Annotated in this window: 25 protein-coding genes; 18 read left to right on the plus strand and 7 right to left on the minus strand. The window is 60.6% G+C overall.

What is annotated here, in order from left to right; translation table 11 throughout:
- Positions 1-333 precede the first annotated feature (333 nt).
- The 3 genes from FJ951_RS27010 to FJ951_RS27020 all read left to right on the plus strand — a co-directional run bounded on the left by FJ951_RS27010 (position 334) and on the right by FJ951_RS27020 (position 1,730).
- The gene (locus FJ951_RS27010; RefSeq protein ID WP_140518140.1) at positions 334-690 is read left to right on the plus strand and encodes a hypothetical protein; all 357 of its coding nucleotides are present in this window, start codon (positions 334-336) and stop codon (positions 688-690) included.
- 80 nt (positions 691-770) lie between these two features.
- On the plus strand, positions 771-1,067 hold the full coding sequence (locus FJ951_RS27015) for a hypothetical protein (RefSeq protein WP_140518141.1): 297 nt from the start codon (positions 771-773) through the stop codon (positions 1,065-1,067).
- Between the two features lie 36 nt (positions 1,068-1,103).
- On the plus strand, positions 1,104-1,730 hold the full coding sequence (locus tag FJ951_RS27020; protein ID WP_246671791.1) for a putative metallopeptidase: 627 nt from the start codon (positions 1,104-1,106) through the stop codon (positions 1,728-1,730).
- Here FJ951_RS27020 and FJ951_RS27025 read toward each other — a convergent pair.
- Positions 1,727-1,942, minus strand: coding sequence for a hypothetical protein (locus FJ951_RS27025; protein ID WP_140518142.1), 216 nt, complete (start codon positions 1,940-1,942; stop codon positions 1,727-1,729). The two genes, FJ951_RS27020 and FJ951_RS27025, sit on opposite strands and share 4 nt — an antisense overlap.
- Positions 1,943-1,975: 33 nt before the next feature.
- Between FJ951_RS27025 and FJ951_RS27030 the strand changes: the two genes are divergently transcribed.
- Genes FJ951_RS27030 through FJ951_RS27040 form a run of 3 tightly spaced genes read left to right on the plus strand, consistent with a single transcriptional unit; the run spans position 1,976 to position 5,191 of the window.
- Positions 1,976-2,440, plus strand: a complete 465-nt coding sequence (locus FJ951_RS27030) for a DUF2280 domain-containing protein (RefSeq protein WP_140518143.1) — start codon at positions 1,976-1,978, stop codon at positions 2,438-2,440.
- The gene (gene terL, locus FJ951_RS27035; protein ID WP_140518144.1) at positions 2,427-3,815 is read left to right on the plus strand and encodes a phage terminase large subunit; all 1,389 of its coding nucleotides are present in this window, start codon (positions 2,427-2,429) and stop codon (positions 3,813-3,815) included. The genes FJ951_RS27030 and terL overlap by 14 nt, the downstream gene beginning before the upstream one ends.
- Positions 3,816-3,823: 8 nt before the next feature.
- A complete protein-coding gene (locus FJ951_RS27040) occupies positions 3,824-5,191 on the plus strand; it encodes a phage portal protein (RefSeq protein ID WP_140518145.1) in 1,368 nt (455 codons plus the stop codon).
- On the opposite strand, the gene FJ951_RS27045 is transcribed toward FJ951_RS27040, so the two are convergent.
- Positions 5,188-5,679, minus strand: coding sequence for a hypothetical protein (locus FJ951_RS27045; RefSeq protein WP_140518146.1), 492 nt, complete (start codon positions 5,677-5,679; stop codon positions 5,188-5,190). The genes FJ951_RS27040 and FJ951_RS27045 overlap by 4 nt on opposite strands.
- A gap of 46 nt (positions 5,680-5,725) precedes the next feature.
- Between FJ951_RS27045 and FJ951_RS27050 the strand changes: the two genes are divergently transcribed.
- Genes FJ951_RS27050 through FJ951_RS27065 form a run of 4 tightly spaced genes read left to right on the plus strand, consistent with a single transcriptional unit; the run spans position 5,726 to position 8,628 of the window.
- Positions 5,726-6,874, plus strand: a complete 1,149-nt coding sequence (locus FJ951_RS27050) for a DUF2213 domain-containing protein (RefSeq protein ID WP_140518147.1) — start codon at positions 5,726-5,728, stop codon at positions 6,872-6,874.
- A gap of 2 nt (positions 6,875-6,876) precedes the next feature.
- Positions 6,877-7,314, plus strand: a complete 438-nt coding sequence (locus FJ951_RS27055) for a DUF2190 family protein (protein ID WP_140518148.1) — start codon at positions 6,877-6,879, stop codon at positions 7,312-7,314.
- A gap of 14 nt (positions 7,315-7,328) precedes the next feature.
- Positions 7,329-8,282: a major capsid family protein gene (locus tag FJ951_RS27060; protein ID WP_140518149.1), complete on the plus strand. Its 954-nt coding sequence runs from the start codon at positions 7,329-7,331 to the stop codon at positions 8,280-8,282.
- A 10-nt stretch (positions 8,283-8,292) separates the two neighbouring features.
- The gene (locus FJ951_RS27065) at positions 8,293-8,628 is read left to right on the plus strand and encodes a hypothetical protein (protein WP_140518150.1); all 336 of its coding nucleotides are present in this window, start codon (positions 8,293-8,295) and stop codon (positions 8,626-8,628) included.
- A gap of 41 nt (positions 8,629-8,669) precedes the next feature.
- On the opposite strand, the gene FJ951_RS27070 is transcribed toward FJ951_RS27065, so the two are convergent.
- A complete protein-coding gene (locus FJ951_RS27070; protein WP_140518151.1) occupies positions 8,670-8,852 on the minus strand; it encodes a CsbD family protein in 183 nt (60 codons plus the stop codon).
- Positions 8,853-8,919: 67 nt separating this feature from the next.
- Here FJ951_RS27070 and FJ951_RS27075 point away from each other — a divergent pair, with 67 nt between their 5' ends.
- Entirely contained in the window at positions 8,920-9,402 is a 483-nt protein-coding gene (locus tag FJ951_RS27075) for a DnaT-like ssDNA-binding protein (RefSeq protein WP_140518152.1), read from the plus strand.
- A gap of 1 nt (position 9,403) precedes the next feature.
- Positions 9,404-9,784 carry a hypothetical protein gene (locus FJ951_RS27080; RefSeq protein WP_246671793.1) on the plus strand — a complete coding sequence of 127 codons (381 nt, stop codon included), beginning with the start codon at positions 9,404-9,406 and terminating at the stop codon, positions 9,782-9,784.
- On the opposite strand, the gene FJ951_RS27085 is transcribed toward FJ951_RS27080, so the two are convergent.
- Positions 9,781-9,984: a hypothetical protein gene (locus FJ951_RS27085; RefSeq protein WP_140518153.1), complete on the minus strand. Its 204-nt coding sequence runs from the start codon at positions 9,982-9,984 to the stop codon at positions 9,781-9,783. The two genes, FJ951_RS27080 and FJ951_RS27085, sit on opposite strands and share 4 nt — an antisense overlap.
- A 15-nt stretch (positions 9,985-9,999) precedes the next feature.
- On the opposite strand from FJ951_RS27085, the gene FJ951_RS27090 reads away from it, so the two are divergent.
- Genes FJ951_RS27090 through FJ951_RS27115 form a run of 6 tightly spaced genes read left to right on the plus strand, consistent with a single transcriptional unit; the run spans position 10,000 to position 12,979 of the window.
- Positions 10,000-11,040 carry a head morphogenesis protein gene (locus FJ951_RS27090; RefSeq protein WP_140518154.1) on the plus strand — a complete coding sequence of 347 codons (1,041 nt, stop codon included), beginning with the start codon at positions 10,000-10,002 and terminating at the stop codon, positions 11,038-11,040.
- Positions 11,040-11,489, plus strand: coding sequence for an HK97 gp10 family phage protein (locus tag FJ951_RS27095; protein ID WP_181172295.1), 450 nt, complete (start codon positions 11,040-11,042; stop codon positions 11,487-11,489). The genes FJ951_RS27090 and FJ951_RS27095 overlap by 1 nt, the downstream gene beginning before the upstream one ends.
- Before the next feature lies 1 nt (position 11,490).
- Positions 11,491-11,904, plus strand: a complete 414-nt coding sequence (locus FJ951_RS27100; protein WP_140518156.1) for a DUF4128 domain-containing protein — start codon at positions 11,491-11,493, stop codon at positions 11,902-11,904.
- Positions 11,905-11,943: 39 nt separating this feature from the next.
- A complete protein-coding gene (locus FJ951_RS27105) occupies positions 11,944-12,414 on the plus strand; it encodes a hypothetical protein (protein ID WP_140518157.1) in 471 nt (156 codons plus the stop codon).
- Between the two features lie 8 nt (positions 12,415-12,422).
- A complete protein-coding gene (locus FJ951_RS27110) occupies positions 12,423-12,776 on the plus strand; it encodes a hypothetical protein (RefSeq protein WP_140518158.1) in 354 nt (117 codons plus the stop codon).
- 23 nt (positions 12,777-12,799) lie between these two features.
- Positions 12,800-12,979, plus strand: coding sequence for a hypothetical protein (locus FJ951_RS27115; RefSeq protein ID WP_140518159.1), 180 nt, complete (start codon positions 12,800-12,802; stop codon positions 12,977-12,979).
- A 160-nt stretch (positions 12,980-13,139) separates the two neighbouring features.
- On the opposite strand, the gene FJ951_RS27120 is transcribed toward FJ951_RS27115, so the two are convergent.
- The 3 genes from FJ951_RS27120 to FJ951_RS27130 all read right to left on the minus strand — a co-directional run bounded on the left by FJ951_RS27120 (position 13,140) and on the right by FJ951_RS27130 (position 14,287).
- Entirely contained in the window at positions 13,140-13,475 is a 336-nt protein-coding gene (locus FJ951_RS27120) for an addiction module antidote protein (RefSeq protein WP_140518160.1), read from the minus strand.
- A gap of 10 nt (positions 13,476-13,485) precedes the next feature.
- On the minus strand, positions 13,486-13,776 hold the full coding sequence (locus FJ951_RS27125; RefSeq protein ID WP_140518161.1) for a type II toxin-antitoxin system RelE/ParE family toxin: 291 nt from the start codon (positions 13,774-13,776) through the stop codon (positions 13,486-13,488).
- Between the two features lie 196 nt (positions 13,777-13,972).
- Positions 13,973-14,287 (minus strand): hypothetical protein, encoded by a 315-nt coding sequence (locus FJ951_RS27130; protein WP_140518162.1) that lies wholly within the window; start codon positions 14,285-14,287, stop codon positions 13,973-13,975.
- Positions 14,288-14,334: the final 47 nt, after the last annotated feature.

Below are 14,334 nucleotides of genomic sequence, written 5' to 3' on the forward strand. Positions count from 1 at the left end.
ACAAGAGGGCGTTGGAGATTTTTCGAACGAAGGGTGAACATCGCTTGCGCTGGCGCGCAGATGATTTATCATCTGTGGTCAGGTGATTTGCTGTTCTGAAGCGGACCTGCTTGCAGGGAATACTCGCCGGGCAAACCTTGCCGCCACACACGCTGGCGTGCGCTCTGCGGGCTAGTGTCCAGAGATATCATCAACCCGTCTGAAGGAGGCATTTGTCAACGCTGGCCATGCCGGGCCGTCAGCGAGAGGCACACAAGCGTCAAAAATAGGCAGCTCAAGATAGCAATGGCGACATGCAGCGTATATCGTGCCTGAGTGTAGTCGGGGGATAAAATGATCGAGATTGAGGGGAACAGCGTTGTCCTGTCAAAGCAGGTCCTGCTCAGGGAGGACGAGCACCGGGTAAAATTTCAAGTTGAAGAGGGTTTCTCAGTCGAGATCACGTTTTCCTCTGACGCAACAGCAAAACCCAGTCTTTCGCCCCGGGCTGAAGAAGGAGTATTTCGACTGCCGCTGGCCAATTTTGGCAGCCCACTCGGCATGGCTGTCAGCGGAATGATGAATCTGCGTGCGGGCTCTGTGAAGGGGCAGGCGGGGACATGGGCGTATAAATACGCACTTTGCGTTCATCTGATCGGTGACAAGTTCCGCCTTGTTACCTTTACCATAACCGAGGCTCGCGTCGTATGAGCCAAACTTCAAACATTACGCAAGAAGGCGTTACGCAAGGATCAATCGTCGTAAACGACTACGTCAGGCGGAGCGTCCGCGTGCTGGCCATCCACGAACACGAGGTTCACCAGATCTCATTCATGAATGGATTAAGCTCGCTCTTCTTTTCCATCGGGTCTGGTTTATTGTCGTTCGCGGTGGGTTTGTGGGCGAATGCCGCTTTTCAAAATGGATCTAGCCCGGAAGGGCGGGTATTAACCTCTGTCGGTGCGCCGGTTGCGCTGTTGTTTGCAGTGGTTGCGTTTGGGGTTGGCATCCTGGCGGTTAAAAAACGTGGATCGCTGCTTGCCACTATCGAAGCACAGTCAGTGAATATTCCTGCTCCAGGGAATTGAGTGAGCCGCCCTTTTCCTAATCGGTTGCGAGGACACGTGCCCCTCACCGACAAGCAGCGCCCGCTGCCGCCGCTCGAGTTGCTGGAAACGGACGCGATCTGTTTTGCCGCTTCGGCTGATTTGAGCAAGTGGGCGCGCGCGACCTTCATCGCTGACGATGCCTTCCTCCGCAACGACGACCATCGCCACCTTAACCAGGCCACCATCGGCGCACTCTGGACGAACGTGCCGAATGGCAGGGCAGGGCGATCCATCATCGGCCAAGCCGAGAGAGGTTTGCCGCCGGCCGGCAAATGGCTCCGCGCTCGGATCGAGCGGCAGATCCTAGACTGGTTCGGCGATGTGCCGGATTTCATCCTGACGTTCGACGCCCACTACGCCAGCCAGTGCAGTGATGCCGAGTTCTGCGTCCTGGTCGAGCACGAGCTTTATCACTGCGGACAAGAGCGCGATGCATTCGGCCAGCCGAAGTTCCGCAAGAGCGGATTGCCGGCCTTCGCCATTCGTGGACATGATGTTGAGGAATTCGTCGGTGTGGTCAGGCGATACGGCGCCGACGCCGCGGGTGTTCGCGAGTTGGTCGATGCCGCAAAGGCCGGACCTGAAATCGCCAATGTGAGCATTGCCCAGGCCTGTGGGACCTGCCGGTTACGGGTAGCCTAGGCGGCCAGCACGCCAAGGCCACGTAGGGCCGCCTCGATGGCCGGGCGCTTCTCGTCAGGGCAGGGGTGTACTCTGCTGCTGGGATCGGCGCGGTTCACTGCTTGGCGCTTAGTCAATCCGTTATCGGCAAGGACATGTGCGATCCAGCAAGTCTTCGGCACAAAGCCGCTCTGCTGCTTCACGCGCTGTTGGATGTCCCGGTAAGTCGCCATTCAATCCTCCCTGACCGGAGCCTGACATAGATCATGGCCAACGCAAAGCTCAGCGAGGCCGCGAAAACGTTCATTGTACAGAGCGTCGCGTGTTTCGATACCCCGTCCGTTGTTGTCGAGGCAGTCAGGAAGGAATTTGGCGCCATGGTCACGCGCCAGACTGTCGAGGGGTACGACCCGACCAAGAAGGCGGGCGCGGCCCTTTCCAGCAAGTGGCGCGCTTTGTTCGCAGAGACCCGTAAGACCTTTCTCGAGGACACCGCCACCATCGCCATCAGCCATCGCGCCGTTCGCCTTCGCGCCCTTCAGCGTATGGCCGACAAGGCCGAGACGATGGGCAACATGAGCTTGGCGGCACAGCTTCATAAGCAGGCGGCCGAAGAAGTGGGCAACGCCTACACCAATCGCCGGGAATTGACCGGGAAGGATGGAAAGGACCTGCCGGCGCCTACCGCACCGGTGACGATCTTCCAGTTGCCCGACAATGGCAGGAGTTGAGCAAGGGCAGGCCGCCCCAACCGTCATCAGGCCACAGCCTGGCCCTCAGACGACGTTCCTTGGCTCTTCGGCCGATATCGCAATCTACGGCGGCGCGGCAGGGGGCGGCAAGACGTGGGCTCTGCTCATGGAGCCGCTTCGGCATGTGGCCAATCCGGGTTTCGGCGCGGTCTTCTTCCGGCGCAACCTCACTCAGGTCCGCAATGAGGGCGGCCTATGGGACGAAAGCGAAAAGCTCTATCCGCACTTGAGCGCGCAACCGCGATCGGCGCCGGACCTGAGTTGGACCTTTCCGTCAGGCGCAGGCGTCTCGTTTGCTCACCTCGAGCACGAAAAGACGATCTACAACTGGCAGGGCTCGCAGATCCCGCTCATCTGTTTCGATGAGCTGACGCATTTTTCGGCCAAGCAGTTCTGGTACATGCTCAGCCGCAATCGCTCCATGTGCGGCGTGCGGCCATACGTTCGAGCAACATGCAACCCTGACGCTGATAGTTGGGTAGCCGAATTTATCTCCTGGTGGATCGATCAGGAAACCGGCTTTGCGATCCCTGAGCGCGCTGGCGTCATCCGCTGGTTCGTTCGCATCGGCGACACGATCATCTGGGCAGACAGCAAGGAAGAGCTTGCCCATCAGGTCAACCCGATCGACGGCGAGCCGATCCCGCCGAAGTCGGTCACCTTCATCCCGGCCAAGCTGAGCGACAATGCTCTGCTGATGGCGGCGGACCCCGGCTATCTCGCCAATCTTATGGCGCAGCCGACAGTCGAGCGGGAACGCCTACTCGGCGGTAACTGGAAAATACGGCCGGCTGCTGGCTTGCTGTTCCAGCGCGGCTGGTGCGAAGTGGTCGACGCGGTGCCAGCCGGCGTCAGGTGGATGCGCGGCTGGGATTTGGCCTCGACGCCGAAGGTCGAAGGGAATGATCCTGACGGCACGGCTGGAACGAAGATCGGAAAGCTGCCGGACGGGCGCTACATCGTCGGCCACCATGTGAAGGACTTCCTGTCCCCGGCAGGCGTCGAGCGCTTGATCAAGAACACCGCCGACGCCGACGGCATTCCGACTAAAATCTCGCTGCCACAGGATCCTGGACAGGCGGGCAAGTCGCAGGTCACCAACCTGGTGAAGTTGCTCATAGGGTTCGACGCCAGGGCAACGCCGGAATCCGGCGACAAGGTAACGCGGTTCAGCCCGTTTTCAGCCCAGGCCGAAGCCGGCAACGTGCTGGTGCTCCGCGCACCTTGGAATGAGGCATGGTTCTCCGCGCTCGAAGGGTTTCCCGAAGCCGCGCACGATGACGATGCGGACAGCACAAGCCGGGCATTCAATGCCCTGATCGATGCCAGCACCTACACCTTGGCGAATATCTAGGAGCCGGCATGGGCAACATCATCACGCTTGCCAGGGACAGCCTGACCAACCTCGTTTCCCGCATGGGCACGGGCAGGGACAAGGCAGCATCGAGCTATTACGCGTTCACGCCGCTGTCGGATGCGGAACTGCTCAACGCCTACCGAACGGCTTGGCTGCCAAGGAAGATCGTCGACATCCCCGCCTTTGATGCCGTCCGAGCATGGCGCGACTGGCAGGCCGAGGGAAACGTCATCGAACCGATCGAGGCGGAAGAGAACCGGCTTAATGTTCGCGGCAAGGTGTTCGAGGCCAAGGTCAAGGCCAGGCTCTGGGGTGGCGCTGCCATCCACATCGGGACCGGTGATGCTGATCTAGCCGCGCCGCTGGAGATCGATCGTATCGGCAAGGGAGGGGTCAAATACCTCACCGTCTTGTCGCGCCGCCAGTTGAGCGCTGGCGAGATTGACCGCGACCCGGCATCTGAGTTCTACGGCCAGCCGAAATTCTACACGCTGACCGCCGGTACAACTGCGCAGGTCCAGATACACCCGTCGCGGCTGGTCATCTTCCAGGGCAACGCGCAACCCGATATTGATCTGGTCGACGGTCAGTTGTCGTGGGGCGACAGCGTGCTCCAGTCCGTGATGGACGCCATCAAGCAGGCCGACGGCACCGCGGCGAATATCGCCAGCCTCGTGTTCGAGGCGAAGATCGACATCATCAAGGTGCCGAACTTCATGGCCAGCCTCGCCAATGAGGATTACAAGGCCAAGATCCTGGAGAGGTACACCCTTGCCAACACTGCCAAGGGCATCAACGGCACGCTGCTCCTCGACAAGGAAGAGGAATACGAGCAGAAGTCGGCATCCTTCGCGACATTGCCCGATGTGCTCGACCGGTTCTTGCAGATCGTGTCCGGTGCGGCCGACATCCCTGCAACCAGGCTTCTCGGCCAAGCACCGGCCGGCATGAACGCCACCGGCGAATCGGACCTGCGCAACTACTACGATCGCCTCTCCGCCATGCAGCAGGTCGAAATGACGCCTGCGATGCATCGGCTGGACGAGTGCTTGATCAGGTCCGCGCTCGGGTCGCGCCCGGCCGATGTCTATTACGAGTGGGCGCCGCTCTGGGGCATGTCGGAGAAGGAGAAAGCCGACGTCTTCAAGACCAAGTCCGATGCGGCCCGCGCTTTGGCCGGCGGCAACGGTCAGTCGCCGCTGCTCCCGATCGATGCGCTCAGCGAGGCGCTGATCAATGCCTTCGTGGAAGATGGCTCGTTGCCTGGCCTGGAAGCCGCGATCGAGGAATTCGGCACGTTGGCAGAGCAAGAGCCGAGCGAGGATGAAGTAGTGGCCGCGACACTACAGATTGGTCAACGGGAAAAGCCCTAGCTCATCGGTAGAGGCTTCGCGGTCGACTCTCGGAGCCCAAGGCGTCGTAGGATTTCTTCGGCAAAGTCTTTCGGATACCCGCGTGGCAAAACGTGTTGCACTACGAAATCTCGGTCGAGAAACAGTCGATTGACGCTATTGTCTATCGTTGACTCAGATAGGGACCGGTCGATCTGATCCCTGTTGGCCCAGGCATTGTAGCAAACATTAAGCGTCATGAAATGGATGTACAGCCGCCGAACCTCTTCATCAGTCAGATCGCCGAATGGATGAAGGCGCTTCTCCAAAGATAGAAGCCTAGGGTTGCTCAAGACCACCGAGTTGTGTGTCTGCCACCAATTTTGAACATCCTCTGTAGATTTCTGAGCCTCCTGTTTTTGAGAAAAGCGAAAAACTAGCCAAGTCAAGGCGATGGTACCTACCGCTCCGATAAGCGCACCTATTGCACCAAAAATCTCTGCGATGTCGTGAATGTCATGAAGTGTCAAGTGTAACAACTCCGCCCTTCTTGATCCAAACACAAAGGCATATGAAATGCAATTCACCGACAAAGTATCTGTCGCGGGAACGCGCCAGACCGCCGACGGCTACCTTGTCGCCACCGCGCGCGCCGTGCGCACCGGCATCCAGCTCTACGCCGGCCATGAGGTCGGCAAGCCGGATCAGGACGTTGTGCGCGTCTATCGCGCCGCCGATCAGGTGTTCTCGCAGGACAGCCTCCAATCCTTCTCCCACGCCCCGATCACGGTCGATCATCCCGACGAGGAGGTGACGGCCGACAACTGGAAGGCGCTATCTGTCGGTGAGGTCAGCACTGCCGCCAAGCAGGACGGCCAGTGGGTGATGCTCCCGCTGATCCTCAAGGATGCGGCGGCGATCAAGTCGGTGATCGACGGCAAGCGCGAGCTCTCCGCTGGCTATACCTGCGATCTGGATTTCACCCCCGGCAGGACTGCCGACGGCGAGGCATTCGATGCGCAGCAGCGCGGCATCAAGATCAACCACCTGGCGCTCGTCGATCGAGCTCGGGCCGGTTCAAAAGCTCGTATCGGCGACGATGCGGGGAAGTGGGGCGCGAGCCCTGTCACACTCCAGACAGCAGATGAAAGGAATATCCAAATGGATCTGCGCAAAGTGCTGGTCGATGGGCTCCAGGTCGAAACGACCGACGCGGGCGCCCAGGCCATTTCCAAGCTGCTCGCGGACTTGCAGTCCTCGGCGGCCAAGCTCGCCGACGCCGAAACGAAGCACCAGACCGCTCTTGCGGCCAATGATGCCGATCTCGCCAAGGCCCACGCCGAACGCGATGCCGCCATCGCCAAGGTGCTGTCGGATGCCGACCTCGACAAGCGCGTCGCGGCCCGCACCGATCTCATCACGAAGGCCAAGGCGATCGCCAAGGACGTCAAGACCGATGGTCTGTCCGATGGCGCTATCCGGAAGGCCGCCGTCACCGCCGCGCTCGGCGATGCCGCTGTCAAGGACAAGGCCGACGCCTATATCGACGCCCGTTTCGACATCCTCGTCGAGGACGCGGCGAAGAAGATCGGCGGCGCCGATCCGTTCCGCCAGGTCGTGCAGAACGGCCTCCAGACCAATGACGCGGCCGGCACTGTCGCCACCGCCCACCAGGCCATGACCGATCATCTCGCCTCGGCCTGGCAGAACAAGAAGGAGGCCTGATCATGCCGGCAGTCCAGACTACCTACAGCGCCCAGCATGCGCGCTGGATCGAGGGCATGGTCCTCAACATGGAGCCGACCGACATCGTGTCCCGCCTTTGCGAGGACGCGGAAGGTATCGGCTTCGGCAAGGTCGCGGTTCAGGGCACGGCTGACAACCAGGTCGTGGACAGCGAAGCCACCGTCAAGTTCTGCGGCATCGCCGTTCTGGATGCGACGCAGCCGACTGGCAAGTATGAGCAGTACGCCACGGCGGCAATCATGAAGAAGGGCGTCATCGTCGTCCAGGCTTCGGTCGCGGTCGCCGTCGGCGATCCCGTCTACTACGTGCCGGCGACGGGCGTTCTCACGAACGTCTCGACGTCCAACACCCTCATCGCCAATGCTCAGTGGGACACCAGCACCGCCGGTGCCGGCCTCGCTGCGCTGCGCCTCGGCTAACAGGAGCGGCCACAATGAACGCACACACCATGCAGGACGCTCAGCAAGTCGCGATGAGCTTCCTTATCCGTCAGGCCACGCTCATCGAGCCGACGGTGTACGCGATCCGGTACCAGGACATCCAGTATCCGTCCCTGGTCCCGGTCGATACCTCCGCCCCGGAATGGATCCAGTCCGTCACGTATTTCTCGATGGATTCGGTCGGCCAGGCGCAGTGGTTCAACGGCAATGCGCACGACGTGCCCAAGGTCGAGCTGACCCGCGAGAAGTTCGAGACGACCGTCTCAATGGCGGCGATCGGCTACGGCTACAATCTCGAGGAGCTCGGCACCGCCCAGCTGCTCGGCATGAACCTGTCGAATGACAAGGCCTCGGCCGCCCGCCGCATCGCCGAGGAGAAGATCGACAGCGTTGCCTTCGTCGGCGATGCCGGCAAGGGCTTCCTTGGTCTGGTCAACTCCACCACGCCCACGGCAACCACGGCGCCGGCGGACGGTACGGGTTCGGCGACGACCTTCGCGTCCAAAACGCCGGATCAGATACTCCGTGACATCAACGGCCAGCTCACCGGCATCTTCACCGGCACGCTGGGCGCGGAGATCGCGGACACCATCCTGCTGCCGTATTCGGTGCTGCTCGACATCTCGACGCGCCGCATCGACGCGGTGAACCAGACCACGATCCTCGAATGGGTCATGAAGAACAACATCTATACGCTGGTGACGGGCCAGCCGCTGACCATTCGCGGCATGTTCGGCTACCTCGATGCGTCGGGCGCCGGCAGCACCAAGCGCATGGTGGCCTATCGCCGCTCGCCGGAGGTGCTGAAGTTCCACATGCCGATGCCGTTCCGGTTCCTGCCGGCATGGCAGACCGGGCCGATCAAGTTCGATGTCCCCGGCATCTTCCGTCTCGGTGGTGTCGACATCCGCCGGCCGAAGTCGATCCGCTATCTCGATGGCGTCTGAGGAGGCAATGATGAAAGTCACCAACATGCAGGTAGGCCCGCGCGGTCTCAATACCAAGGATGGTCCGGTTCTCGTCGAGCCGGGCCAGACCGTCGATGTCGATCTCTCGGATGCCGAACTGAAGGTTGCCAAGGGCACCGGCTGGTTCGGCTTCGAAGGCGGCAAGGCGAAGGCCGCGAGCGTCGATGATGGCGCAGCCAAGGCCGTCCATCACGGCGGCGGCAAGTTCAACATCGTGAAGGGCGATGATGTGCTTCTGTCCGGCCTCAACAAGGCCGATGCGGATGCCTTCAATGCCATGAGCGACGAGGACAAGACCGCTTATGTTGAGGCTTCGCGGCAGTAGAGCAGAACGAAGGGCCGCCGGTTGACTGGCGGCCCTCGACTTCAGTCTTTCAAGGCATCGCGAACTGCGTCTTTTGCCTTGCCAACGCCTTTTTGGATGCTTCCTTCGGCCTTGTCGGCGGCTCCATCGGCGCGCAGCTTATCATCGCCCGTCGCCTTGCCGATCTTGTCCTTCACCTCGCCGCGCAGTTTCTTGGCGGAACCTTTAATCTCGTCCTTGTGCATAGCTTTTCTCCTTTTGCAGAAATCAACGTGAGCGGAACCTGAATGTTCCGGAGCGTGAGGGTGCGTCATGGCTGGATACGGAGATGATGCAGGCTTTACCGCCTATGCGGCAGCAGCCGGCTATACGGTGCCCGCAGGGACGATTTCAGCGGCCCGCCAGCGCGGCAGCGCCTACATCGACGGCACGTATGGCATGCGCTTCCCTGGCCAGCCGACCGGCGGCATCGCCCAGGAACGGGAATGGCCGCGCACCGGCGCCACGGCTTTTGGTGCTGCGCTCGCTTCCGATCTCATCCCTCAACGGGTGATCGATGCCTCCTATGAGGCGGCATATCTGGAACTGAAGAACCCCGGCTCTCTGTCGATCTCATTCGATCCGTCGAAAAAGGTGAAGCGCCAGAAGGTCGACACGATCGAGCGGGAGTTCTTCGAACCCGGCGATAGCGGCAACATCTTCGCACCCGACGCGCCAGTCTCGACCATCATTGAGGGCCTGTTGGCGCCGCTGATCGGGCCGGTGACAGGGTTCCCCGCCATCATGGTGGTGTGACGTGGCCGGCTTCTATGACGACATGGCCGAGATGGTCACGGAAATCCTGCAACCGGATGCCGCCGGCGGGCTAGGGCAGGGCACCGTCCAGTTGAAGCGCGAGACGCCCGGCGTTGTCGATCCTGACCAGCCATGGGTGCCGGTTGAGCCGACGGTGACGACTTGGCCGCTCAATGCCGCGGTCAAACGCGTTGATCAGCGGTACGAGAACGGCGTTCTGATCGTCCAGACCGGCGATATCGTCACCTTCGCGGTGCCGGAAGTGGTGCCGCAGATGACGGATAAGCTCGTCATCGACGGAACCGAGCGCGTCATCACCAGCCTGCGTCCTACGCCAGCGGCGGGGACTGTGGTGGCTTGGAAGGCGTTTTGCGCGGCCTAAACGGTCCACTGATGGAAGTAGTGATCCAGAACCCTAGCGGCGCCTGGATTGCCGGTCCCGTTCGCCTGAGTAATGGCGGCGCGGATGGCCACCGAAGCGTCGTTCTGCGGTAACGCCCCAGACTTATTCAACGCCTCGAACAGGCGACCAAGAAGAAGGATCGTGGCAAGGCTCGCTTCTTCCGATGTGAATGTATTCATTTCAGGCTTCCTCCAATGCTCAAACGCCTATCACCACGTGAACGGTTTGAACAACTTCTGGCCGACTTCGCGCCCAAGTTGCGCACAGCTTTCCTCGAAGCGATCGACGACATCACCGGCAACATCGTGCTGCGCCGGATCGTGGAGCGCCTGGAGCGCGGAGACATCAACGGCGCAGTCGCGGCAATGCATCTCGACCCGGCCGCCTTCCGGCCGCTGGATGAGGCGATCCGAGCCGCTTTCAACGGGGGCGGCGTGGCGACTGTGGAGGGCATGCCCACGCTTCGCGACCCATCCGGACACCGCATCGTGGTGCGCTGGGATGCTCGCAATTTGGCGGCCGAGCAATGGCTACAGGCTCATTCGGCGCAACTAGTCACCGGCATCGTCCAGGATCAGATGACCAGCATCAGGACGGCGCTGGAGACGGGGCTGGCCCGAGGGAACAACCCGACCAAGACGGCTGTTGCGGTCGTGGGGCGTGTCTCCACCGTCACCGGGCGGCGAGAAGGCGGCATCATCGGCCTGACGGGTCCGCAGGCCTCATTCGTCGCCACCGCGCGGGATGAACTGCTGTCTGGCGATCCGGCGCAAATCCGGAAATATCTCGAGCGGACGCGGCGCGACAAGCGGTTCGACAAGACCGTGGCCAAGGCGATCGCCGACGGCAAGCCTGTTCCGGCCACGATGGTCGACAGGATCACCGGCCGGTACGCTGACAGCCTTCTGAAGCTGAGGGCAGACACCATCGGCCTGCATGAAACCTTCGCTGCCTTGGGCGCCTCCAAGGACATCGCCTTTCGCCAACAGATGGAGAAGGGCAACCTTCAGGCCCAGCACGTCACCAAAGGTTGGAAGCACACACCGCAGGAGCATGGCCGCATGCAGCACATCGCCATGCAGGGGCAGGTGGTGCCGTTCGATCAGTCCTTCACCGCGCCGGACGGTACCGCAATTCCTTATCCGCATGCACCCGGCGTTCCGACCAGGCACACACTCGGCTGCAAGTGCTTCGCAGAATACAAGATCGATTTCGTCGCCCAGTTGGTGCGGTGATGGCGTCTTTTGCCGCAACCGTCGGCGCCTGGTGCGCCAAGGTGCCCAACGCGCTGGAGATCGTGTTCAAGGAATCGGCGCAAGAGCTTGTTTCGCAACTCGATCAGCTTCTCGCCGACGAGGTTTACGCCAAACCGCAGCCGCCGGGCTACAAGCGAACCGGGTTCCTTCGGGCCTCGCTGATGGCGTCGACCAGCGCCATGCCGACGCTGTCGCGAAATAATCCCGGCGCACCGGTGCCGGCAGACCTCGGCGATGTCATCCTGGTCATCAATGGCGCAGATCTCGGCGACACGATCTATCTCGGCTACACGGCCAACTATGCGGCATTCGTCCATTACGGCGCCAACGGCACAACGCCGCGGCCTTGGGTGACGCTGGTTGCGCAGCGCTGGGTCATGATTGTCGAGGCCAAGGCGGCCGAAGTGAAGCGCAGGCTGGGGCTCTGACATGCCATCCATCGAGACCCAGATTTGGCTCGCGCTGAAAGGCCGGGTCCAGACCCTCACGCTATCGCCGGTCCTGCCGATCGCATGGCCGAACGAGGATTTCATCAAGCCGATCACCGGCTATCTCCGCGTCACACACGTCCCCAATATCAACCGCCGGCTGTTCATCGGCTCAACCGATCCTCACCAGCGCATCGGGCTGCTCCAGATCGATGCGTTTGCGAAGAAGAACCAGGACGCGTCGGTCGCTGCGGAGATAGCAGGGCAGGTGGCGGCATGGTTCCCGACCGATCTGCGCATGACCTATGGCGCCGTTTCAGTGCGTGTCACCAAGGCGGCGGAAGTCGCGCAGGCCATTGCGGATGACACGCATTGGCAGACGCCGGTGACTGTCGCCTACGAGTGTTTCGCCTAACCGCCCTTCGGCAAGGCATCCCAGCATAGGAGGCCCGAGATGGCCCTTTACACCCTGGCCGGAACCAAGGTCAGCATCGGCACATCTGCCGTTATCGACTTCACTGGTACGGAAACGGAAATCCTCGCAGATTTCGCGCTCGACACCTACAAGCTGATCGCCGAGACGGAAACCATCTCCGATTTTGGCGACACGGCGGCCGACGTGGCCTTCACGGCCCTCGCAGATGCGCGCACCCGGCACCTGAAGGGTTCGACCGACGGCGGCGTTGCCACCATCACCTGTGCCGACATGCCAACCGATCTGGGGCAAATTGCGGTCAAGGCAGCCGCGGCGCCGACGAACCAGGCCGAGTTCAACATCAAGTTCGAATGGAAGAATGGCGATGTGTCCTACATCCGCGGTCCGGTGATGAGCTGGTCGCGCGTCAACGGCACAGGCCCAAATAACGTCGCAAAGCGGTCTTTTGGCGTCTCGAATTCCTATGGCGAATTCATCAATCCAGCATGAGCAAGCACATGAGCAAACCACAACTCGGCGCCGGCGATGTCGACATCGTTCTTGAAGGCGAGACGTTCACGCTTCGGCCGACCCTGAAGGCGGCGCAGGCCATTTCGCGGCAGGCTGGAGGGATCATGGGGGCGCTTCGCGGGCTCGCCAATCTCGATTTGGATGTTGCGACCAGCATTGTCGCGGATGGCCTCGGGAAAAAGCCGTCCGAGGTCGAGGAGACAGTTTGGCGCACCGGGATCGCAAATCTCAATGCCGATTTGACCCGCTTCGTCATGATCGTTGCAAACGGCGGACGACCGCCAACGGATAAAGACGGAGGGGAGGTAGAGGTAAACCCTCCGAAGGCCGCATCAGCCTAGTCGACTTCTACGACGATTTGGCCATGTACGCGATCGGCTGGCTCCAGTGGACCGAGGTCCAAGCCTTAAATGCCGATGTGAACGCCATCCAAGTCGGCTATGCTGGCAAGCTTGATATGTTCGAGACGATGGGTTTCATCACGAGGGAGAAGACGCCCGACCAGTTGCCTGAGATGAAGGCAGGCATGCTCAGTCGGCGTTGACGTAGCTGTCACCGAACGACCTATCGCGGGTGATGTCCCGCAAAGCCGGCGAAGGGACTATGCACCGCTTAGCAATGGCAAAATTGAGCGGTTCGCCTACAATTCGATAGGCGAACCGCAATCTAACCCATTGTCGGCAATGGCATGCATCGTCATCCCGCTAGGCAGAGAGGCGGGCCTCAGAAAAATTGTCGTCGCAAGGATCGCCGTCATCAGCTCTTGTGACAGAGACATGCAGCTTTAAGGCTTGCATCACTTTCATGATGGTGGCGAACTCCGGATTGCCCTCTGCGCTCAGAGCTTTGTATAAGCTCTCACGAGAGACGCCTGCCATTTTGGCGATCTGTGTCATACCGCGAGCGCGAGCAACGTCACCAAGGGCGGCCGTCACGAGTGCAGGGTCACCTTCTTCGAAAGCTGCATTGATGTATGCGAAGATCATCTCTTCGCTTTCGAGGTGCTCTGATGCGTCCCAGCGTTTGGTTTTGAGGGCCATGAGATCACTCCTAAACTTTCTTCGCCAATGCCTTAGCGGCGGCGATATCTTCCTTCTGCGTACTCTTGTCGCCACCGCCAAGCAGAATAATGACGGTGCTCCCTCGCTGTACAAAATAGACCCGATAGCCAGGGCCGTAGTGGATACGAAGTTCGCTTACCCCCTCACCGACCGGTGCCACATCGCCCAACGTACCAAGCGATACGCGCCTCAGGCGCGCGAGAATTCTCGCGCGGGCTTGTAGGTCTCGCAATGCATTGAACCAGTCGGAGTAGCGGTCGATCTCTCGGACTTCGATCATGCACACGTATCCTACAGGCTACAACTTTACAAGTGGTTTATCGGTTCCATTACCGAAATGTGATCGGCTGAATTAACGGAAACTGCGCTCATCTCGGTTTCCCGCAGAGTTTCCGTTAGTTGCGGGCGCACTCAGTTCCGCAAGGAATGGCTTGGTCTGATTGGCAGGCACACTGGGCGGTTCCGAAGAACCACACTCAGCTGCCGGCCTTTTCCTGTCTCTTCCATTTGATCGTATCTTGGGCTTGGTCGAGATACGGCTTGAGCTCGGATGGTGAGAAATCACTTTCATTCAAATAGCCGTCGACGATGCATCCGGCGACATGAAGAATGCGCCAGTCGTGAGTTGGCTTCCCAGATTTGAGTTCGGTCAACATCGTGTCGCACATCATCTGCTGGCCGCGTTGTTCTGCCAGTCTTTTAGCTTCGGCTCGATCTCGGTAGTCGTTCCAGGCAAAATACGCACCGCCGGCGATCACGACCACGCACGCGGCAGCGATCAGCCCTTTCAACCAATTGTCCAAATCAGCCTCCCCGAAAGACGGGAAGCTAGCTCACG

It is taken from the genome of Mesorhizobium sp. B2-2-3, assembly GCF_006442405.1.
Classification (GTDB): domain Bacteria; phylum Pseudomonadota; class Alphaproteobacteria; order Rhizobiales; family Rhizobiaceae; genus Mesorhizobium.